Origin of the sequence: Methanomicrobium sp. W14, from assembly GCF_017875315.1 — an archaeon.
In the GTDB taxonomy this organism is placed as follows: Archaea; Halobacteriota; Methanomicrobia; order Methanomicrobiales; family Methanomicrobiaceae; genus Methanomicrobium.
The window spans coordinates 220,360-242,808 of sequence record NZ_JAGGMM010000003.1; the positions used below are offsets into that span (position 1 = coordinate 220,360).

Below are 22,449 nucleotides of genomic sequence, written 5' to 3' on the forward strand. Positions count from 1 at the left end.
TAAGAACTGTCAGAAAAAACTCATTATAAATGAAAATTCAGCATCCAAAAGTTTCTGTAATAATCTTTCTTATAGCAGCTGCGATGGGGACAGATACTTCTTCAGAAAGCATGCGGGAAGACAACAAATGTAACAACTTTTACAACACAATAATTTTCCCGGCTTTTTTATCAAAATCCCTGGTACAATTTTAGGGTTCAGCAAAATTTTCCATTTCCATACGTATAACCATCCGGTTATACACAGGGATTTTCTTTAATTAACTAATTTATAAATGAATAATCATTTAATATTATAATAGTGTACAATAAAATTGCAAATGAACTCTCTTTGATATAATTTTTATTTTTTTCAGTTATTACAGGCGCAGAGACAGCAGCATAACATGAAAATTATCACTGGGATATGTTTTGCCATAAGTGTACCGTAAATTTTGTGTGGAGAGCAAATGATTGATATAAAAAATCTGGTAAAAGAGTACAACGGCGTAAGAGCTGTTGACAATCTCTGCCTTAATATTGACAAAGGCGAGATATACGGACTTTTAGGCCCTAACGGTGCCGGAAAAAGCACCACAATACTGATGCTTACAGGACTCATCCAGCCCACATCGGGTGAGTGCCTGATAGACGGAACCGAAGTCTCAAAGAACCCGATTGAAGTGAAGAAAAAAATAGGATATATGCCCGAAGACGTTGGTTTTTACTCCAACCTGGATGCTTATGAAAACCTTCATTTTTTCGGAAGGCTTTATTCAATTCCCGAGAAAGAGCTTAAAGACAAAATTGAGGGGCTTTTAAAGCAGGTAGGACTAAACGGTGTGAAAAAGCCCGTAGGAGGTTATTCCAAGGGAATGCGACAGAGGCTTGGAATCGCAAAAGCCCAGCTCAATGACCCGTCAGTCATAATCCTTGACGAACCGACGGCAAACCTTGACCCGAAAGGAGTTGCGGACTACAGGAAAATAATACGAAATGTTGCAAAAGAGGAAAGGACGGTTCTCGTGTCATCGCATATCCTCTCCGAGATAAGCAAGGTCTCGACAAAAATAGGAATTCTCCAGAAGGGAAGACTTGTCAGGGAAGGAACATGGGAAGAACTTTCTTCAGGGCAGGAAAGCCTGAAACTCAGCGAAATCAGGATAAATATCGAGACAACAACACCCATGCCTGAAATATCACACTCTGAAATCATATCTGCAGAGTATAAATACGACCACAGATTCGCTTCAATTGTCGCCAAATCAGATATCAGAAGCGATATTGCAGGAATACTCACCAAAAACAGTATCGTTTTGAAAAATCTCGCCCTTGATTCTACAACTCTTGAGGATGCAGTCCTCTCATACTACAATGAAAATTCAGGGGGAACACAGGCATGAAATCCGCGGGTCTTGTTGAGATCTCGAAAAAAGAGTTTCGGGATCACATAATGAGCAAAAAATTTCTGATAATCCTTGCAATTATTCTGACTGCAACGATAGTCGGCATGATAGGAGGAGCTTTCGACTACAACAAACAAATTCAGAACTACGCCGAACACCAGGTTGAAGCTCAGGAAAACGGTCACTCATCATACTCATACATGTGGTCAAAACCCTCGGTCATGACTATATTCAGCCAGATTGGTACAATAATTGCATCTTTGGGAGCAATTCTCGGGATTGCGATGGGCTTTGACCTTATTACACGTGAAAAGGAGAGCAAATCGTTAAAGATTCTTCTCTCTCACCCGATATACCGCGATGAAGTAATAAACGGAAAAGCAGTTGGAGGAGTCGCAGCCCTTATTCTCGCTCTTATCGTGACATTTGTGGTGTGTGTGGCCCTTCTTATGATATTCAGCATAATCCCCGGAGTCTCAGAGATAGAATACATAATGATATTCGGAATAGCGGCATTTCTGATGATTTTCTCGTATTTTGCAATATCACTGTTCATGTCCACGGTATCTGAAAACAGCGGAAGTGCACTGATATACACGCTGATAATATTCATATTCCTGACAGGTCTTCTGCCGGTCCTGGTCTCCGGCTCTGTTATGGACCTCCTTGCAGGAGACGCACCACAACCACCGGAAAGCCTCTTCAAAACCTCTTCGACGGGTGCATTATCCTCGGTTACATACGCTGTATCATCAGACGGGGATGACGAATACTATGAAAACCCTTATGAAACAGACGAATGGCAGAATTATGAAAATAAAATAAACGAATACTGGCAAAAACGACAGGCAATATCGGACTTCTTCAACCTGCTCTCGCCTACAAACAACTTTCAGTATATATCATCGTACATAGCATACCCTCAGATATACCGGAATATGTATGATATTAGCTTTAACGTCGAGGACGATTCATCAATTCCCGAGACAGTTGATGTAGCAGATGTCATGGGAGACCTTGCCAAAAATTTCATAGCACTTATTGCCTTCCCGGCCGTATTCTTCGGCCTTGCATATGTCAGATTCATGAGGATGGATATCAGGTAGGATTCAAATGAAAATCACACAATATTTTTCTATAAAATCCAAAAAGAACCTAAAAGGCATCGCATTCACGGCATTTTTAATTCTGTTTCTGGTAATTTCCGCAGTCCAGCCCGTATATGCAGATGACAGCAGTTCTAACAGCGGCTCAAGTAGCAGATTCACCATGGCATGCAAATATCCCGGGCAGATAATAGAGGCAGGAGAAGTGGTTAAATTTGATATAACCATCAAAAATGTTGCCGGAACCAACACCCCTAAAAAACTTCGGGTAGACACTTTCAAAGGGGAAAATGACTGGGAGTTCAAGTTCATCAAGAATGATATGAAAATTGACAGGCTCTCACTTGAACCGGGAGAATCCGATACGGTACAGCTGGAGGTAAAGACCGCGGGAGATACTCCGGTTGACACATACCAGCTGAGAGTTTCACTGGACGATGCAAAACTCTGGCTTTATATTATTATAGACAAAACACACGCAGGAGAAAACGGTGTTCTAAAACTTAAGATAGTCAACGAGCAGGGCGACACCATAAAAGGTGCAAAAGTTTCGGCATTTTCTGACAGGAAATCCAATGCCTCTACAGTCGTCTACTCGACATCCGACGGAGAAGTCAGGACAGAGCTTGTACAGGGAACATACCGGCTCCTGGTTGAAAACGACGGATACCTGAGCCGCGAAAAGGATGACGTTGTTATCCAGAGCGGGTACACCGAGGACGTCGGCACTTTAATGCTCGAAAGAAAGAATTTCGGTCTTGATATCGACACGAAAGCCCCCGTTGTAACTGCACAGATTGGAGACAAGCCTATATTTGAGATGAAGCTTTCAAACGTCGGAAAAAGCGACGATACATTCACACTCTCATACGAGGACATGCCTGACGGCTGGTACGGCCGCTACAAAGAGGCTGCAGACTCCACGAGCGAGGTCTCTGAAGTCTTCATAAAGGCAGGAGAAGAAAAAACGGTATTCTTTGAGGTCATCCCCCCGTACTCCGTGACGAAAGGGGATTATACCTTCAAATCAGACGTCATATCTTCAGACAATTCCTCATACAAGACAAACCTGAAGGCCACAATCAAGGGAAGCAGTGACCTGGAAGTATTCTCCGAAAAATACCTTTACGAGGTGACAAAAGGCGAAACAGTAGAAATTCCCGTTAAAATCCTCAACAAGGGCAACGGTGTAGCCCTGACAAACGTAAGAATAGAGGTCTCAACGCCTGAAGGATGGAAGGTTACGACATCACCGGAGACTCTTCCAAGCATCGCACCAGGCAAAAAGGACACAGTACTCTTAAAGGTCGTCCCGCCGTCCAATATCGCCGCATCCGAATACAAAATAACCGTAAAAGTAGTGTCAGACCAGAACGAGGTCTCTGACAGCATAAGAATTGATGTGAAGGAAAACTCACTCATAGGAATTTTCGGCATACTGATGATAATTATAGTCGGAGCAGGCGTTTATTATATGTACAGAAAATACGAAAGAAGATAAAATGATGATCTGATTTCCTAAAAGATCAGTTCTTTTTTTTATTTTTTCCGGTTTTTTCTTTGTCTTTATCACCTTTCAGGCATATGTAAAGACTTCTTATATCCTCAAGAAGGCTTTCTATATCATCATACCTTAATAAGGGGTCTTTTTCGAGGCATTTCCGGATTATTTTGTCCGCGGGTTTCAGTGAATCGTCCGAAAGAACTGATGATACAGGCTTTATTTCTTCTTTCTCATCCTCAGAGAAGAATTTCCCGATTATGTCTCCGGTATGGACTTTTCTTCCTGTCAGTATTTCATAAAACAAAAGGCCTGCCTGGTAGATGTCCGTTTTTTTGCCGGGTCTTCCGTATTTCATGGGGAATATCTGCTCAGGTGCGGCATAAAAAAACGAAAATCCCATACCCGAGCACTCAAAATTGTCAGATGCACTCCTGCAAAGCCCCCAGTCAGTGAGTTTCGGGGTGCTGTCTGAATCTATGAGGACATTTGCAGGCTTTATATCATGGTGGACTATTTCCTTTTTGTGGGCATAGGACAGCCCCTCAAGAATCCCGCACATTATCTCAAACGCATAAAGAACCGGAATATGCGCCAGAAGGTCTGAAATATTCTTTTCGATGTACTCCATTTCTATGTAAGGGACGGGAAGAATATTTGCAGAGTAGACCTCTACGATATTTTTGTGCCTAAGCTTCTCCCACACTCCTATCTCGCGTATAAATGACCTGCCGGTAAGCTCATCCCTGCTTATGGGTACCTTTACCGCAACGTCACGCCCGTCCTCTTTTCTTTTTGCATGAAAAACTATTGCAATTCCGCCGGCACCGGCAATCGAGACGTCACTGTAATTTTTGTAAAGTTCCTTCGGAAACAGCGGCTGCCTTTCTTCAGGTGTATTTTCACCGGAATCGAAAACAAGAGTATTGTCTCCTTTTTCAAAATTTGCCGCATTTGTAGATTTGCCGGATGAAAAAACCGGCACAAACCGCGGTACTAAGACAAGAAGGGCCGAGAGAACCAGAAGAAGCGGTATATATACCAGGTTCATGCCATAGAGTGCGGGATTTTCGGATGACAGGCACAGGGCATAAAAGATTCCTGCTCCTGCAAGGGACAAAAAATGGGCATGCGGGGAATACCCGGTTTTTCCGGACGCTATCGTAAGACCAAAAAACAGTATTGATGAGGCCGCTGCATATATCAGGGTAAAGATAAGCCCTGCGCATATGAAAAGGCCCTGTTCTGATAATTCAAAAATGCTGTATGAGCTTTCGATAAGCCCTGATGATATAAGGCACATCAGTGAGGCTATGAGAATATTCCCGCCTGCTATCAGGATTTTTTTTGCCGGGTCCCCAAAAAACCAGCCTTTTTCATGCCTGTTGGGAATTATGGAGAGCACGGCCGACATTACGAAGGAGATTATAAGGGCGAAATAAAAAAATCCGGAATTCTCCGAGTACCATATTTCAGCCCAGCTGCTGTTAAGAAGTGACTCGTCTCCACGTACGCTGACATCAACTAAAGGGACTGTATATAAATCCAGACCTCCATCATATTTATGACCTGATTCGTTGAAAGAATCATTGAATTTTTGTGAATTCAGGATATGTACGACAACTTTGGCCGGACTGTTCTCCAAAAAGATTCCTTCCCCGGAGCCTGATATATTTAAAGAGTTATTTGAAAAAATGAAGCTTTCCGGATTGTCTTCGGTGTAATCTCCTGATGTCACAGTGACATATGAAGGCGAAGATTTCAGGCTGGAATTCCCGGAAAAAGACAGAACAAAAACGGCAGCCGCTACTACCATAACAATGGCGAGGGCAACTGCAATTTCGGCATATGCATTTTTCTTCAACTAATTGCCCCTTGGTTATCTGCATTTCCGACATCGCTGCACACACCGTGAAAAACAAGCCTTGCCCGGTACCTTCCCCTTCCGAGGTCTATTATATCCCCGTCTGAAAGCATTACCTCATCACCTGATGAAACCGCCCTGTGGTTTACAAAAGATCCGTTTGTACTTTTGAGGTCTGAAAAGTACCAGCAATCCCCGCGGTGCACAAAACATGCGTGAAAACCACCAATTCTTGTAACAGACCTGTAATACCCTGAAAGAGCCACAATACCGGATATTCTGCTGTAATCGTAATCACCGGTAGCTCTTCCTATCTTCACCAGGTCTGACAAAAGAAAAATCGATTTGCCGTCGTCATCACCGCCGAGAACGGCAAGATACGGAAATTTTTCATAGCAGCTGTTCAGTTTTTTGCTGCACATTAAAAGGCATTTTTCGGATTTTTCACTTATTATCTTAAGATTTAGATTTGAAAACAGGTTCAGGCTCCTTATAAGAGACTCCATCCCACCGGGAATAAGTGAATATTTCCACACCGGAAGTGAGCCTTTTGAGGTTTCAAAACCGACTCCTGCCTCTTTTTTGATTATTCCTGTTTTCATAAGTCTTTCTATGTGCTTTTTGGCATTGTCGTAGCTGCAGTTTATATGAGAGGCAATCTCCTTTACCGAACTGGGATGCTTTTCAATTAAAAGAATTATCTCAAGTCTCACGGGATTTGATATCGCCTGAAGATATGACAGGAGTTCTTCAAAAAAACCCGGCTCAGAACCGTCTTCAAGCGTAGGGTCATCAGAAATGCCGCTGTTGGCAAGGGTGCCCGGAGATTTCATCTGCTTTAATATATTCTTATTCAGGATATATCAATGGTTTTGAAGAGAAGACAAAAAACAAAAATGTCTCATTTAAGGTGATACCTAGTCATAGTAAGATCAGATTAATCTGTTATGCCAGGTTTCAGGAATAATTCATGTAATTTCCGACCAGTGTTTGTCCTGATATACTGCAATAGTCGTTCCGTCATTTTGGTAATATGGTCCCCCCGGATGTTTTGAACTCCAGTCCAGATTTAACCAGTATCTGGTCTGTCCATTTTTCTCTGAGGTTCTGTATGCAATTTTTTTGCAGTTATATCTTTTGCAGATATAATTTCCTATTTTCTGAAGGCCCTTCTTGTTTTTTGCAATATAAACTTCCGCATAGGCATGTCCGGCCTTATTTTTGTTACTGGCCAGAATAACCCGTGGAGTACCGCCGATTGCAAGCAGAGACGATGCCATAACGATAGCAAAATCGTCACAGTCTCCCTTCAAACTGAGATTTATTGTTCTGCTTGCTGGAGAATAATATTCATCACCTTTTGGATCGTTTACGTATGTCCACTGTCCGTCAATTTTTTCCCACATATCGCAAATCTGCTCAATATTATAATTTCCCCCGTGCTCTTTATCGATCAGCGACAGAGCATAATCTCTGGTAGTAGGATTTGTATAATCCATTGCGTCAACTACATCTGAGGTCTTGGTTTTCCAGACTGACTCGGACAATTTGTCTCCGGTCTCAGCCACCGATGACAGAACAGGACTGACATCTACGTTACTGACAGCACTGCCTGCATAATTCAGAGTATTCATTATTTCCGGCCCCGCTAATACTAAAATGAAGATAATAACCAAAACTATAGCAATTTTTGTTAAACACCCACTTGATCGCGGAGGCTCATACTGTTCAGGTACGTCATCTTCATCCTCATAATCTTCATTGATTTCAACGGGATCACCTAGGACTGAGTCATTTAATTCATAACACTGATCATCAAGCCAGATATATTCCTGCCCTTCTATCACGCAGTGTACAATGTCTTCAAGATCAAACCATTCCCCATCTATGCAGATTGTCTCATGCGGCACTACAAATGGTTCTTTATTAAACATATTACAATGAATGTGAATAGTGTCACATCCGTATTAACTATTTAGTTTTATATAAATACACATCTTTATATAATCAACATGATGCAGAACAGTCAATTGGTAGTTAAATTAATTATCTAATCCTCAACAATTCATAGGAAAATCTCATTTGAGACAGTAAAATAAAAAATAAAATTAGTCCACTAAAATCTCTGCCGATAAGAATAAAATTTTGTAAACCCTTACCGGTCTGATGCAATTTTGTATCAAAAAAATCTGTTAAAAGAAATCTGTGAAATTCGATTTGATCAAGAATCTAGTGGGCCCGGTGCGGCTCGAACGCACGACCTCCCGGTTATCAGCCGGGTGCACCACCGACTATGCTACGGGCCCTCCCTTGTGTTGCCTAAATAAATTGACTTTGGAGGTTATTATATGTTGTGAATTTGTTCAGGGAGATTTCCCGGATTTATTTTCAAACCGCACGGCTTTATTATAATATAATTAAGAGATTAAAGGTTAAAAGCAGCGGCTGAAAGGATTACCCCGCTACAGTTACAGGCATAACAGAACACGTGGATTTTTCATTTTTCATAAAACCACAAGAGATTAAGAGAAAATTTTCAGGGAATTGCCTATCCTATGCCTGCAATAAGAGATCAAAATGAGATTAAACCCATGGTAAAACCACCGGATTTTGTTGTATAAAAAAGCGCAGGACAACGGATGAAGATAATACATACGTCCGACTGGCACCTCGGAAAAAGGCTGTACGGAAAAAACAGGTACCTGGAATCGGAAAAATTTCTGGACTGGCTTCTCGGCATAATAGAAAGCGAATCGGCCGACGCCCTGATAGTCGCGGGCGACATATTCGACACAATAACACCCTCAAACAAATCGCTTGAGCAGTACTACAATTTTTTGTACAGGGTGTCAGTGTTGTCGTGCTGCGAAAATGTCATAATCACGGCAGGAAACCATGATTCTCCCTCCCTTTTAACGGCGCCGAAAGAACTTCTCCGGGTTTTAAATGTCCATGTCATCGGAAACGTTTCGGAAAATCCCGAGGACGAAGTCATCATAATAAACAAAAACGGCAGAGAAACAGGGGCTGTGGTCTGCGCAGTACCCTACATCAGGGAAAAGGACATAAGAACAGCAGGTGACAACGAAACGCCAGGTGACAAATCCAAAAAAATGCTTGAAGGGATAAAGATGCACTATTCCGCCGTCGTCCGCACAGCAGAAAAAAAAAGGAGTCCGGGCGGAGAAAAAATGCCCCTTATTGTCACCGGACACCTTTTTGCAGCCGGGGGGACGACGGTAAAAGGAGACGGAGTCAGGGAGATATATGTCGGAAACCTTGAAAATGTCGGAAGTGACATTTTTCCCGACGGCATAGACTACCTTGCCCTGGGACACCTCCATGTCCCCCAGAAAGCTTTCGGGTGCAACAACATGCGCTACTGCGGATCACCTCTTCCGGTCGGCTTTTCTGAAGCAAAACAGAAAAAGACCGTTGTATCCGTGGAATTCTCTGGCGGCATAACGGACATCAGGGATATCCAGGTTCCTGTTTTCAGGCGACTTGAGTCCATTAAAGGTGATACGGACCACATCAGGGACAAAATCTTTGAACTTAAACTCTCTGGAGAGCCAGTGTGGGCCGAGGTAATATACACAGGGAACACGGTGAACGGAGACCTCAGGGGAATTATCCTTGACATGGCAAAAAATTCCCGCATTGAGATACTAAGAATCAAAAACGAGAGTCTTTCTGCCGGAATCCTTTTGAGGGAGGCTGAAGGCGAGACTCTTGACAGCCTCACGGAATCCGAAGTTTTTGAAAGATGCCTTGAATCATCCGGCGTTTCCGGTTCGCAGAAAGGTGAACTCAGGCAGACATTTAACGAAGCATTAAGGCTGGTTCTGGAAGACGACGGAGAAGAATGGGAATATGACCAGGAAAGCCTGAAATCCCGGAGCTGATAAGTTTTGAAAATACTGAAACTGAGATTTTCAAACCTGAATTCCCTCTACGGCGAATGGTCAGTTGATTTTACTTTGCCGGAATATACAAATGACGGGATATTTGCAATTACAGGGCCTACCGGTGCCGGAAAAAGCACTATTCTGGACGCTGTGTGCCTTGCGCTTTACGGACAGACCCCGAGGCTTGGCAAAATCTCCCAGGGTTCAAACGAGATAATGTCCAGAAAAACAGGGGAATGCTTCTCGGAAGTTATCTTCGGGTCCGCAAAAGGAAGGTTCAGGTGCCACTGGAGCCAGAAGAGGTCATACTCAAAACCTGACGGAAACCTGCAGATTCCAAAGCATGAAATCTCGGATGCGGATTCGGGCAAAATCCTTGAGACCTCAAGAAATACCGTTTTAAAACGTATAGAAGACCTGACAGGCATGAATTTTGAGCGTTTCACACGCTCGGTCATGCTTGCACAGGGAGACTTTGCGGTATTTCTCAACGCAGACCCCGCCGACAGGTCACCCATTCTCGAGCAGATTACAGGAACGGAAATCTACAGCAGAATATCGGTTAAGGTGCACGAAAAGACCAGGGAGGAAAAAGAAAAACTATCGGTTTTAAACGCACAGGCAGGTGCGGTCACCCTCATCTCGGATGAGGAGAAAAAAGGACTTCTGAAAGAGAAAGAAGAGAAAAGAAAAAGGGCGGAAGAGCTTTCAACCACATTGAACAGGCTTTCCGGATACCTACTCTGGATCTCCGGAATGGACAAAACCAGGGAAGAGATAGCAGGACTTGAAGAAAAACGGGCGTCAGTCCTTAAGAAGGAAATGAATTTTTCCGGAAACCTAAAAAGGCTTGAGAAAGCGAAAAGTGCGCTTAAAGCCGATGGGTCATACAGGGACTACAAGAGCACAAAAGAGCTTTATGAAAGGAATAAATCAGAATATGAAGGACTTGCCATAGAAATCGAAAATGCCGGCACAGAACTGGCTGAAATAACCAAAAAACACGTGAGTGCCAACGAAGAACATAACCTCCTGAAAAAAAGATACTCCGAAGAAGAGGAGATAATAAAGGCCGTGAATGTTCTGGACGCCGGAACGGAACGGGAAGACATCTCATACCGGGAATACAGCAAAAAACAGGACGAACTTTCCGAAAAGCACAAGGAATATGAAAACAGTCTTGAAAATTTTAAAAGGGAATACGACATAAAAAAGAAAAGATTGTCTCAAATTCTGGATTACCTTGAAATAAACGCCGTAGACGGACTTATTTTTGAGAATTTAGGTGTTATAAAAAGCAGAATATCATCCTTGTACGATTATGAAAAAAAGGCCTCTGCAATAAAAGAAAGCCTGAAAAAAACAATAATTAAAAAGAAAGAATGCCTGAAAAAGCTTGAAAAATATAAAACTGCCCTTGAAGAGAAAAAAGAGGAGCGCAAAACATCAAAATCAAAAGTTAATGAAATATCGGACGAAATCAAAAGGGTCTGCGGGGAAAACGATCCGGAATCACTTATAAAAGAGAAATCCAGGCTTGAAAGAGAGTTGTCGGTTTTTGAAAAAACAACCGCAGCAGACAATAATATTAAGGAGCTTAACATCCAAAAGGAGTCTCTTCTGAAAAGAAACCTGGAAATTGAGACGGAAAAACTCACGTTACTCAGGGCTGCCGGGGCAGTTTCAGAGGAGATAACAACGCTTGAAGAGGTTATGTCAGCGCTTGAAAAGAAGCTTATCCTCGCTGCAAAAGTGCAGAGTCTCAGGGAAGAAAGAAAGAACTTATTTGACGGAAAACCCTGCCCTCTCTGCGGCTCAACAAAACATCCCTATTCTAAGAACATTAATACCCTCCCCGGACTTTCAGGAACGGAATCTGACATAACAAAACATAAGTCAAAGATAAAATCTCTCAGGGAAAAGCTTCTTTCAAACAACAAAAAATACGCAGGGCTTGAGACCGAGTCGGAAGGAAACAACAATGCAATATCAGAAGCTGAAGATAAAGCAAAAAAGACCTTCCTTGCGAAAAAAGAAGAGCTTGAAAAAATAGGCATCGACCCGACTGAAATTAAAGAGGATGACTTCTATAAAAGAGCTCATTCAGAGCTTTCAGAAAAACTGGACTCCCTTAATAAAACCATTTCAGGGGCAGATAACCTTGAAAAAGAATTAAAAGAGGCAGATAAAAGATATGTCCTGGCAAGGGAAAGCGTCTATGACTGCGAAAAGGACTATGACAACTCTAAAAACGCATTTCAAAGCCTCGAAAAAGAGGAGTCCTCGTACTCGTCACAGCTGAATGAAACCGAAGAAAAAATTTCAGAGAACACAGAATTTTTAAAAGATACTCTTTCAGAATTCTTCGGAAAGGATTCACGGGAAAAAATTACTGAAAACCTGTCTGATGTCCCGAAAATCCTTGAAGAGAGAAAGAACATATTCCTGGATAAGACTTCCGAAAAGGAGAGACTGAAAAGAGATACGGAAATACTTTCAAAGGATATAGAATCGGCGGAAAAAAGACTGGAAGAAACGGAGAGGGAAACAGGGGCAAACAGCAGCAGACTTGAAACTTCACTAAACAGGCTTTTAAAACTGAAAAAGGAAAGATTCGATATCTACGGAGATAAAGACCCTGAAAACGAGAAAAAAAGATTTCAGGAGCTTTTGTCCAGTGCCGAAAAAACGGTTTTTGACCTGAACATCAGGAAGGTAAACCTTGAAGCCGGGCTGAAATCAAAATCAGGGCGAAAAGGTGAACTTGAAAGAGAAGTTAATTCCCTTTCAGAAAAACTTGAAGAAAAATCAGCCGGATTTTACTCAAAACTTTGTGATTCGGGCTTTAAGGACGAAGAAGAATTCCTTGACTCTCTTTTATCACCGGCTGAAACGGAGAAACTCGAGACAGAACATAACGAAATCTCAGGGATGAAAAGCAGAACGGAGGCTATGCTTTCCGAAAGGAAAAAGGCATATGAAAGCGAGGCAAAAAAAGCCCTGACCGACAAAGAGGCACCTGTAATTGAGGCTGAAAAGGAAAAAGCGGAAAACGATAGAAACTGGATTTTATCAGAAATCGGGGCAGTTGATTCCGTAATTTCAGAAAATGAAAGAAAACGAAAAACACTCTCTGAACAGCTTAAAAATTGCGAAAGACAGAAGGAAAACTACCTGAGGTGGGAGAGGCTTCATGAGCTTATCGGGTCATCTGACGGAAAAAAATTCAGAAACTTTGCACAGTGTCTCACTTTCGGGATTGTAATCTCGCAGGCCAACCTCCGCCTTGAAGAGATGAATGACAGGTACATCCTTGTCCAGAACCCTGAAAAACAGCTTGACCTCTGCGTAATAGACAACTACCAGGCAGGAGAAGTCAGGTCAACGAAGAACCTTTCCGGTGGAGAGAGCTTTATAATAAGCCTTGCACTGGCACTCGGGCTTTCCGCAATGTCAGGCAAAAATGTCCGCGTAGACTCGCTGTTCCTTGACGAAGGCTTCGGGACACTCGACGACGAGGCTTTGGATACGGCTCTTGACACACTTTCCGGGCTTAGGCAGGACGGAAAACTGATAGGGATAATTTCGCATGTACCTGCAATAAAGCAGAGAATCCCGACAAAAATAGAAGTCATAAAAAAACAGGGCGGAAAAAGCGTCCTCAAAGGTCCAGGGTGCAACAGAAGATAAAACACAAAATGCGGGGAAAACCAAAATTAAAAAACGGTTAAAACATCCTTTTTTCTATAAAATCTTTTATTTCCTGCCGGGCTGAAAATATTTTTTTGTGTGTTCCCGTGACGCTGCCGTTAACTTAAGTGCCAAAGACACAGGTTAATTAGATAAGGTAAAAAATCATCATAAAGCCTTATGCCTCAAAAACTCATGCCTGAAACAAAAGCCTATTCCCTTCTTAAAAAGGCTGGGATCTCTGTTCCCTGTTATTTTTTTGCCAAAAACAAAAAAGAGGTCATTGATGCGGCAAAAAAAATTCCATATCCTGCCACCCTGAAAATATCCTCACCTGACATCTCACATAAAAGCGATGCCGGAGGTGTTGTCCTTGATATACCGGATGAGTCAGCGTTAATCAGAGAATACGAATCCCTTCTTAAAAGAGTGAAGAAAAATGCAGGGAAAGCAAGGATTAACGGTGTGATGATTTCCGAGCAGGTGCCTTCAGGGACCGAGGTTTTAATAGGGGGAGTCACCGATCCCTCGTTTGGCAGGGTGATGTCTTTCGGAAAGGGCGGAACCGAGGTAGAACTCTGGAAGGACGTATCTTTCCGCCTCGTCCCTCTTGACAGGGAAAGAGTCAGGTCAATGATTGACGAAACAAAGATTTCAGCTATAATAAAAGGATTCCGCGGACTGAGACCTCTTGATATTGATGCACTTACCGGTACAATACTTAAAATCTCGGAAATTTTTGAATCAGATGAAAGTATAGTATCATTTGACATAAACCCTGTCATTTTAAGCGAAACTAAGGCCGTATGTGTCGATGCAAGATTTATAACCGACAGCAGCATGAAAAAGAAGGCTCCCGAAACATACGGCAGTGAAATTCCAAAAGACCTTTTCATGCCTGAAACGATAGCGGTTGCGGGTGCATCCCCTGTTCCGGGAAAGGTAGGATACTATGTAATGCAAAACCTCCTGGAGTTTAAGGGAGAGGTAGTCCCCGTGAATCCCGGCAGGGATATGGTACTTGGCAGAAAAGCGTTCAAAAAAGTTTCCGACATCAAAAAAACTCCGGACTGGGTCATAATATGTGTCCCTGCCAGAAAAGTGAACGAAATAGTATCCGATGCAGGAAAATCCGGGGTTAAATTCTGTGTGATAATCTCTGCGGGGTTTAAGGAGACAGGAGAAAAAGGTGAGGCACTTGAAAAAGAGGTCCTTGAAACTGCAAGAAAATACAATATGAGGATAACCGGACCCAACAGCCTCGGAATCATGATACCCGGAATAGGTCTCAATGCGACGTTCGGTCCGGCGCTTCCCAAAAAAGGCCCTGTTGCGTTCATATCCCAGAGCGGTGCGATAATCTCGGCAGTCGCGGACAGAAGCATCACCGGTGACGTCGGGATTTCATCAGTCATTTCGGTCGGAAACCAGGCCGACCTGAAATTTTCGGACTACGTGGATATGCTTTCCGGGGACAACAGGACAAAGGCTGCCGTCTTATACATAGAAGAGATAGTCAGGGGGAGGGAGTTTCTTAAAAGGGCAGGCAGGACAATAAAAGACCTTCCCATGGTCGCAATAAAATCCGGAAGGTCGGCAAAAGGAACTGAGGCTGCGCGTTCACACACAGGCTCCCTTGCGGGGAGCTGGGAAATCTACAGGGAAGCGTTCATGGAAACCGGAATTGTCATGGCATACTCTGTCACAAGAGCTTTTCAGACAGCAGGTCTTCTGGCATCCGAAGGATGGCCAAAGGGAAACCGTGCCGTTGTAATAACAAGTGCAGGAGGATTTGCGGTTCTTTCGGCTGACTACGCAGAAGACAACGGGATTGTCCTTATCGATTTAAGCGACGAAATAAAATACGAACTGGACAAAATTCTTCCGTTTGGCTGGAGCGGCAAAAACCCGATAGACATGGTAGGAGATGCAGGTTCGAAAAGATACGCGGAAACCCTGGATGTGCTCATGAAGCATGACAACGAGTGGGACATTGCTTTTGTTGCCGCAGCGCCCGTAACGTCAATCGAACCAGTAAGACTTGCAAAGGAGATTGTCAGGTTTTCGTCCCAGACAAAAAATATGGTAATCGGGTGCCTTATAGGCGGAGACAGCATGATGCAGGGAATAAGGGTTTTAAACGAGGCCCATGTACCAAACTTTTCGGAGCTTGCAGATGCGTTTTCATCGGCCGGAGACTGCATAAAGGCAGCAGGAAAACTGAAAATTTTCAGTGAAAATAATACCCCGGGAAAATAATTAAAAAATTACAGGTAATACTGAAAAGTCCGGTAAAAAATAATTTTAAAATGAGGTCCCGCTTTTTTCTGTTCCAAAAAATATTTATTCCGCAGGACTTTTTGTGACTTTAGGTTAACTTACCCATAATTTCTGCTATCTTCAGTTTTGGATTTATTTTATAGTTCAGGGAATACATACAATATATCATAGGATAAGCACTTATGCATAACATGAGAAACAAAAAAATTTAGGGAAACACTTACTGCATCTCATTTTTTCTGTGGTTATGCCTGAATAAGAAAACTTATAAGGGTTTAAATCCGCCAAAAATCAAGCGAGGGGAGAATAAAAATTAACGGACAGGACAAAAAGGGTATTAAAAAAATTCTGATCGTCGAGGACGATAACCTTATTGCAGCCCTGATCAGAGATTTGCTTTCCAAAAAGCATTATGCAGTCGCAGGAAGAGTCTCCACAGGAGAAGAAGCCATAGAAATGGCGATAAAACATCTCCCGGACCTTATCCTGATGGATATACAGCTTGAGGGAAGAATAGACGGAATACTTGCGACAAAATACATAACGTCAATGTTCAAAATTCCGGTGCTTTTTGTATCAGGGGAAGAAAATGACGAGATTTTTAAAAAAGCTGCGGAATCTTCCCCTTCCGGTTTTATCATAAAGCCGTTCACCGCCAACGACATATATTCAAACATCGAGATAGCAGTAAAAAACTCACAGCTGAAAAGATCGTCCAAAGAAAGCTACGAACTTCCCGCAGTTCTTGCATACAAGTCCCTTACCGAGATGGACGCATATTTCCTCCTGGACGAGGCAGGAAGAATCATATTCATAAACCCTTACGCAGAGCATATGATCAACCGCAAAATATGTGATGTGGCAACTGATTCCATCAACAAATACCTCCTTTTCTACGACCTGGATACAAAACAGCCTATAAGGGACACATTCAAAAATGCAGTCCGGGAAAGCAACTTCTTCGGCAAAAAGTCCAAAATCGCCGTAAAACTTGCCAGCGGAAATTTCAGAACAGTCTTTGCAAGCTCTCTTGTGGTAAAAGACTCATTCCAGAATCCTATAGGCACGCTTTTTAAGGTTCACATGAAATCAAAGGGAGAATTGTGAAAACAGAAATCCTGCTTAAACAACAGTTAGACGGACCCGGCGTTAAACGAAAAAAACATGGGTTTTTTTAGATAAACTCAGTCAAATTAACATTATTTACTATAGGGAATATGATAATGTTACTTTAAATAGTGTCTATTTACAAATACTAGGTTGTAAACTGGTTATCAAATTCAGGTGATTCTGATGAAATTAAACAGCAAAATTTCAATTATAATCCCTGTTCTCCTGATAGTCGCTGCAATTGCATTTGCGGGATGTACAGGGACGGGGACGGGAACAGCCGCACCTACGCAGACCACAGCTCCAACAGCTTCGCCTGTGCAGACGACATCGGCAGAGCAGATAACTCTCACCGTGTTTACGGCAGCATCGCTTACAGGTGCTTTCACCGATGTCGGCGAGAAATATATGGCGGAAAACGAGAATGTAAACGTTGAAAATGTATTTGACGGGTCCCAGGCCTTAAGGACGCAGATTGAGCAGGGCGCACAGCCTGATATATTTGTTTCCGCAAACCAGAAGCACATGAACGCTCTCGTAGACGAGGGCTACATGGATAACGACACTGTCCAGCTTTTCCTTGAAAACTCTCTTGCAGTAATTGTGCCTGCAGACAACCCTGCAAAAATACAGAACCTTTCAGACCTTGCAAACTCCGGCGTCAAGATTGTAATGGGTACAAAGGACGTGCCTTTCGGGTCATACACGAGACAGATCCTTGGGAAGATGGCAAACAGCTCCGAATACGGCCAGGACTACGTTGATGCGGTCTACGGCAATGTAATCTCAGAAGAGACGTCGGTTTCAACGGTCGTTCCGAAGCTTCTTTTAGGCGAAGCTGACGCTGCATTCGTCTACAAATCCGATGTAAGCAAGGACTACGGCGACAAGATAATTCAGATAGAGATACCTGAAGAATACAACGTACTCGCAAAATACCCGCTTGGTATTCTTGCAGACTCTAAACAGAAGGACGAAGCCGAAGACTTTATTGAATTCGTCAGAGGCGATGAAGGCAGTGCTATTCTGAAGAGTTATGGATTCGACCCAATTCCAGAGTGAAAAAAAAGCCTCCGGTATAGACAAAAGAAAGATTAAAAGACAGGGAGTAACATTCCTTGTCTTTGCTCTTTTAACGCTGTTTCTTATCTTTATACTTCTTCCCGTCGCGTCGCTGTTTCTGAAGATAACGCCGGAGGGATTTATTGAAGCTTTGCAGCAGCCTGCAGTACTCGATGCACTCTCTCTCTCCCTTACAACAGCAGGAATAAGCACAGTCATCGTAATTCTTCTCGGAACACCCCTCTCATACATAAACGCAAGGACAAACTACAGGGGAAAAAATATCGTCGACACGTTAACCGACCTTCCGATAGTGCTTCCGCCGGCAGTCGCGGGTCTTGCCCTTCTCATGGCATTCGGAAGAAAAGGCGTCCTCGGTGTATACCTTGATGCATTCGGCATCCAGATAGCTTTCACAACTCTTGCAGTAATCTTTGCACAGGTTTTTGTCGCATCGCCTTTCTACATAAGGCAGGCAAGGGCAAGCTTCGAAGCAGTGGACATAATCTATGAAAACGCTGCAAAAACCCTCGGTGCATCAAAATTTGAAGTCCTTACAAAGGTTACAATTCCAATTGCGTGGGCTGGACTTGTATCCGGGTCTATTCTCTCTTTTGCAAGGGCTCTGGGAGAGTTCGGTGCAACCATAATGTTTGCTGGAAATTATCAGGGAAGAACGCAGACGATGCCTCTTGCAATATATACGACGATGCAGAGTAGTATGGATGAAGCTATAAGTCTCTCGATAATTCTGGTTGCAATATCCTTTGCAGTCATCCTTACAGTAAAATACGTTACAAAAAGAGGTGTCTGATGCTTTCTGTCGATGTAAATATGAAACTGCGTGATTTCCGTCTGGACGTCAGCTTCAGCGTGTCCGACGGTGAAACACTGGTATTAATAGGTGAGAACGGAGCAGGCAAATCCACAATTTTAAATATTATATCGGGTCTTCTCACGCCGGAATCAGGAAAAATTGCACTCGGAGACGACATTTACTATTCATCAGAGAAGAAAATTTTCGTTCCCCCGGACGAAAGGAGCACAGGCCACCTGTTCCAGTCATATGCACTGTTTCCCCACCTGTCGGTGTTTGACAACATCGCATTCGGCCTCAGGCTCAAAAACGTCCCGAAAAACGAGATTGAAATGCTTGTGAACGAGCAGATGGAGACTATGATGATATCCGAGTACTCGCCGGTCAACGTAAGAAACCTCTCCGGGGGACAGAGGCAGAGAGTGGCACTTGCGAGGGCTCTTGTTTTAAAGCCCGGTATTCTCCTCCTTGACGAGCCTCTCGCAGCAGTCGACGTAAGAATGCAGGCTGAAATGAGACGCGAACTTCACCACAGGATTAAAGCGGAGCATATACCGTGCATAGTGGTTACACATACGCTTTCGGACGCAATCGAGCTCGGAGACAAGGTTGCAATCCTTGAGAAGGGAAAGATAATACAGATGGGAAAACCTGAGGAAGTCTTCAAAAAACCGGCATCAGGGTTTGTCGCACAGTTTACCGGGATGGAGAACATATTCAGAGGATACGCGGAAAGAACAGGGCCCTCCGAAGACACAGAAATTCATGTAGGAGATGTTGTCCTTCATGCCATAACAGATATAACGGGGGATGTCATCGCGGGAATCAGGGCTGAGGAGATATTGTTTTCAACAGGACCTGTCAAATCTTCGGCAAGAAACATACTTAAAGGAACCGTATCAGAAATACACTGGAACGGTCCCCTTTCAAGAGTTATCGTGGACGCCGGAATACAGTTTACTGGCGTCATGACGCATAAAAGCATTGAGGACTTAAACCTTCATACAGGCCAGGAAATATACGTAATATTCAAAGCTCCCGCAATCAACGTGTTCCCCTCCTGACTGCTATAAAAAGAAAAAAGACAGCATTTTCAAAATAGAAATAATAACAGGCTTAATATTTTACTTTTTTTCTTTTCAACCAATTTTCAGGTAAAAATGAAATGATTTTTCTTTTTTCAGGCGACAGTTAATAGATTGTATTGAATATTGCCAGGTTAACCGGTGAAAATGGTTACCCAAAAAAGAGATGAGATAAATATGCAGGGAAAGAAAAAATTCGGAAAAAAATCCGCAAACCAGATGAACGACATTTCAAAGACCGTGTTTGCACCGGTATACCCGGCAATCGCGAAAAACCTTGTCGAAGAGCTGAAGATAAAAGAAGGCATATGCATCGACCTCGGAAGCGGCCCGGGCTCGCTTGCAATTGCAGTCGCAAAGATAACCGACCTTAATGTAATCTCTTTTGATAATTCACGCGAGATGCAGAGAAAAGCGGAAGAGAACATCAAAAATGCAGGACTTTCCGGCAAAATCAGCATTCTGCACGGCGATGTCCACAAAATACCGCTTGACAACGATTACGCAGACCTTATCATAAGCAGGGGGTCGATGTTTTTCTGGGAAGACATAAACAAAGCCTTCAGGGAAATTTACAGGGTATTAAAGCCCGGCGGAAAGACTTACATCGGCGGGGGGTTCGGCTCAGAGGAGATATTTGAAAACGTCTGCCGCGAGATGGACAGGTTAAACCCGGAATGGAGCGATTTAAGGAAGAAAAATCTCTCGGAAGAAAACAAAAAGCGCTTTGAGACGGCACTTGAAAACATCGGTGTTACATATGAAATAAACACCAAAGAAAACGGCTTCTGGATTATTATCTCAAAAGAGACGCCAGGGGCCCTGCCATGAAATGTGAAATCTGTGAAAACCTTTGTGAAATTCCAAAAGATAAAAGCGGAAAATGCAGGATGTACACAAATTCAGGCGGAAATATTGTAGAAAAATTTCCGGACGCGTACTTAACGCTCCTCCCGGTAACGATTGAAACCGTGCCCTTTGTCCACTTCGCACCGAAATCGAAGGTACTTCAGGTGAGCACATCAGGGTGCAACTTTTCGTGCCGGGGCTGCATCTCCGAGATGCTTGCCTCACACCCGAAGGCGGTATCAGGCGCCCTTAAGCGGGTGCCCCCGGAAAAAGTCGTTTCAATGGCGCTCAAAGAGGAGTGCAAAGGTATCGTATTCTGCTTAAACGACCCCATAGTCTCCTATTATACATTTACGGGACTTGCAAAAGAGGCAAAAAAGTCAGGACTTTTTGTCGGGTGCTCGACAAACGGGTATTTCACCGAAAAAGCACTTGAAAAACTAATCCCCCTGCTTGATTTCGTAAACGTAGGTATAAAGGGGTCATCCGATGAGAGATACAAAGAATGCGGTGTGAAGTCTTCCGGACCTGTATTCAGAAACATCAGGCTTTTGAAAGAAGCGGGTGTCCACGTCGAGGTATCATCGATGTACATAAACGGCTCGGAAGACGAGGTTATCAGTGCCGCAGAAAAGGTATCTGAAATATCAAAGGAGATTCCGGTTCAGGTCATGAGATTCGTTCCGTTCGGCGATGCACAGCCCGGACTTGAACCGACAATAAAGAAGGCAGAAGATATAACCGAACGGATAAGAGGAATTGTCAACTACGCATACCTTTTCAACTCGCCGGGAACTGAATATTTAAACACTGTCTGCCCTAAATGCGGCAGGACAATCATCAAAAGGGAATTTTACGGGCCCATGGGATGCCGGGTCTCGGATGCAGCAAAAAACGCGATATGTAAATGCGGGTTTAGGGCACCGCTAAAAGGTGGAATCTCAGAATCCCAGTATACCGAATACGGGATGCTCGGAGGCTACAGGACTACAAGAGCTATTGAGATGGCACATGCCGTCCTTGTTGCACTCGGCGTTAATGACGATGAAAAACTCGGTCAGATTCTCGGAGAAATAATCAAAGAAGACTTTATCCGGGGTCTTCACGACCGTGTACAGGGCATAGACTCATGGATTGGCCTCATAGAAGAACTTTCCAGGCGTTCAGGGAAGGTGAAGAAAGGTGAAGAACTCATAGACCACATAAAAACCCGCGTCGACTATATAGAATCAGAGAGCAAAAAGTCCGGTTCAAGGCCCTCCGTATATTACTCGATGGGATACCCGTTATTCGCCCTAAACGCGGAAAGGTTTGAGACAAACCTTGTGGAAACGGCAGGGGGCAGGTGCGTAAACAAGACGATAAAAAGAAAGGGCAAGCCCGGAGTCAACATATCGGCTGACGAACTAAACAGTATGAACCCTGAAAAGATATTCATATCAGGATTTCTGAGTTCTCCTGCATCCGACTTTATCGACTACTGCAAAAAGCACAACATCGCAGTCGAAGCGGTAAAATCAGGAAGTGTCTACAACGTCCCGGCAGGGTGGGACTTCGGGAGCCCGAGATGGGTTCTGGGGCTTATGTACATAGCAAACAAAATTCATCCTGAAATTTTCTCGTTTGACCTTAAATACGAGCAGCAGGAATTCTACAAAAAGTTTTACGGAATAGAAACAGGAGAAATCGTCCGGAACAGGGACTTCTCATCTCCGTCCGTCGGCCGGACCGGTTAAAACCCGATATCTTTTTTCCGGATTTTTTGAATATGAAAAAAGGCCGGAAAATATATT

The 22,449-nt window shown here is 43.3% G+C and carries 14 protein-coding genes, 1 tRNA gene and 1 pseudogene; 12 read left to right on the plus strand and 4 right to left on the minus strand.

Translation table 11 applies throughout. The annotated features are described in order from the left end of the window. The first annotated feature begins 448 nt into the window (after positions 1-448). The 3 genes from J2128_RS10350 to J2128_RS10360 are packed head-to-tail and all read left to right on the plus strand — an operon-like array spanning position 449 to position 3,991. Positions 449-1,381 (plus strand): ABC transporter ATP-binding protein, encoded by a 933-nt coding sequence (locus J2128_RS10350; RefSeq protein ID WP_209691305.1) that lies wholly within the window; start codon positions 449-451, stop codon positions 1,379-1,381. Continuing rightward, a complete protein-coding gene (locus tag J2128_RS10355) occupies positions 1,378-2,490 on the plus strand; it encodes an ABC transporter permease (protein WP_209691307.1) in 1,113 nt (370 codons plus the stop codon). Before J2128_RS10350 ends, J2128_RS10355 begins: the two co-directional genes overlap by 4 nt. Positions 2,491-2,497: 7 nt before the next feature. Beyond that, positions 2,498-3,991 (plus strand): NEW3 domain-containing protein, encoded by a 1,494-nt coding sequence (locus J2128_RS10360; RefSeq protein WP_209691309.1) that lies wholly within the window; start codon positions 2,498-2,500, stop codon positions 3,989-3,991. Between the two features lie 25 nt (positions 3,992-4,016). Here the strand turns inward: J2128_RS10360 and J2128_RS10365 are convergent, their stop codons facing one another. The 4 genes from J2128_RS10365 to J2128_RS10380 all read right to left on the minus strand — a co-directional run bounded on the left by J2128_RS10365 (position 4,017) and on the right by J2128_RS10380 (position 8,161). Beyond that, a complete protein-coding gene (locus J2128_RS10365; protein WP_209691311.1) occupies positions 4,017-5,855 on the minus strand; it encodes a serine/threonine-protein kinase in 1,839 nt (612 codons plus the stop codon). Then, entirely contained in the window at positions 5,852-6,688 is an 837-nt protein-coding gene (locus tag J2128_RS10370; RefSeq protein ID WP_209691313.1) for an FHA domain-containing protein, read from the minus strand. The genes J2128_RS10365 and J2128_RS10370 overlap by 4 nt, the downstream gene beginning before the upstream one ends. A gap of 135 nt (positions 6,689-6,823) precedes the next feature. Then, entirely contained in the window at positions 6,824-7,789 is a 966-nt protein-coding gene (locus J2128_RS10375; RefSeq protein WP_209691315.1) for a transglutaminase domain-containing protein, read from the minus strand. A 299-nt stretch (positions 7,790-8,088) separates the two neighbouring features. After that, positions 8,089-8,161, minus strand: a tRNA-Ile gene (locus J2128_RS10380). 333 nt (positions 8,162-8,494) lie between these two features. Here J2128_RS10380 and J2128_RS10385 point away from each other — a divergent pair. From J2128_RS10385 to J2128_RS10425, 9 genes and pseudogenes are all read left to right on the plus strand, one after another. Continuing rightward, positions 8,495-9,622: pseudogene (locus J2128_RS10385) on the plus strand (exonuclease SbcCD subunit D C-terminal domain-containing protein); the annotation flags it as partial. A gap of 144 nt (positions 9,623-9,766) precedes the next feature. Further along, positions 9,767-13,453: an SbcC/MukB-like Walker B domain-containing protein gene (locus J2128_RS10390; RefSeq protein WP_209691319.1), complete on the plus strand. Its 3,687-nt coding sequence runs from the start codon at positions 9,767-9,769 to the stop codon at positions 13,451-13,453. Between the two features lie 195 nt (positions 13,454-13,648). Next, complete coding sequence (locus J2128_RS10395; protein WP_209691321.1) at positions 13,649-15,712, plus strand: acetate--CoA ligase family protein; 2,064 nt, start codon at positions 13,649-13,651, stop codon at positions 15,710-15,712. Between the two features lie 372 nt (positions 15,713-16,084). Further along, a complete protein-coding gene (locus J2128_RS10400; protein WP_348632407.1) occupies positions 16,085-16,840 on the plus strand; it encodes a response regulator in 756 nt (251 codons plus the stop codon). Positions 16,841-17,026: 186 nt separating this feature from the next. Next, positions 17,027-17,905: a molybdate ABC transporter substrate-binding protein gene (modA, locus tag J2128_RS10405; RefSeq protein ID WP_209691323.1), complete on the plus strand. Its 879-nt coding sequence runs from the start codon at positions 17,027-17,029 to the stop codon at positions 17,903-17,905. Next, positions 17,880-18,719: an ABC transporter permease gene (locus J2128_RS10410; RefSeq protein ID WP_209691332.1), complete on the plus strand. Its 840-nt coding sequence runs from the start codon at positions 17,880-17,882 to the stop codon at positions 18,717-18,719. The genes modA and J2128_RS10410 overlap by 26 nt, the downstream gene beginning before the upstream one ends. Further along, positions 18,719-19,786, plus strand: a complete 1,068-nt coding sequence (locus J2128_RS10415) for an ABC transporter ATP-binding protein (protein WP_209691334.1) — start codon at positions 18,719-18,721, stop codon at positions 19,784-19,786. The genes J2128_RS10410 and J2128_RS10415 overlap by 1 nt, the downstream gene beginning before the upstream one ends. Before the next feature lie 168 nt (positions 19,787-19,954). Next, complete coding sequence (locus J2128_RS10420) at positions 19,955-20,638, plus strand: class I SAM-dependent methyltransferase (RefSeq protein ID WP_245323614.1); 684 nt, start codon at positions 19,955-19,957, stop codon at positions 20,636-20,638. Then, a complete protein-coding gene (locus J2128_RS10425) occupies positions 20,635-22,392 on the plus strand; it encodes a radical SAM protein (RefSeq protein WP_209691336.1) in 1,758 nt (585 codons plus the stop codon). Before J2128_RS10420 ends, J2128_RS10425 begins: the two co-directional genes overlap by 4 nt. Positions 22,393-22,449: the final 57 nt, after the last annotated feature.

Coding starts and splice junctions, on each gene's coding strand:
- J2128_RS10350 (WP_209691305.1), top strand. CDS start 449: ATGATTGATATAAAAAATCTGGTAAAAGAGTACAACGGCGTAAGAGCT.
- J2128_RS10355 (WP_209691307.1), top strand. CDS start 1,378: ATGAAATCCGCGGGTCTTGTTGAGATCTCGAAAAAAGAGTTTCGGGAT.
- J2128_RS10360 (WP_209691309.1), top strand. CDS start 2,498: ATGAAAATCACACAATATTTTTCTATAAAATCCAAAAAGAACCTAAAA.
- J2128_RS10370 (WP_209691313.1), bottom strand. CDS start 6,688: ATGAAATCTCCGGGCACCCTTGCCAACAGCGGCATTTCTGATGACCCT.
- J2128_RS10375 (WP_209691315.1), bottom strand. CDS start 7,789: ATGTTTAATAAAGAACCATTTGTAGTGCCGCATGAGACAATCTGCATA.
- J2128_RS10395 (WP_209691321.1), top strand. CDS start 13,649: ATGCCTGAAACAAAAGCCTATTCCCTTCTTAAAAAGGCTGGGATCTCT.
- modA (WP_209691323.1), top strand. CDS start 17,027: ATGAAATTAAACAGCAAAATTTCAATTATAATCCCTGTTCTCCTGATA.
- J2128_RS10410 (WP_209691332.1), top strand. CDS start 17,880: ATGGATTCGACCCAATTCCAGAGTGAAAAAAAAGCCTCCGGTATAGAC.
- J2128_RS10415 (WP_209691334.1), top strand. CDS start 18,719: ATGCTTTCTGTCGATGTAAATATGAAACTGCGTGATTTCCGTCTGGAC.
- J2128_RS10420 (WP_245323614.1), top strand. CDS start 19,955: ATGGTTACCCAAAAAAGAGATGAGATAAATATGCAGGGAAAGAAAAAA.
- J2128_RS10425 (WP_209691336.1), top strand. CDS start 20,635: ATGAAATGTGAAATCTGTGAAAACCTTTGTGAAATTCCAAAAGATAAA.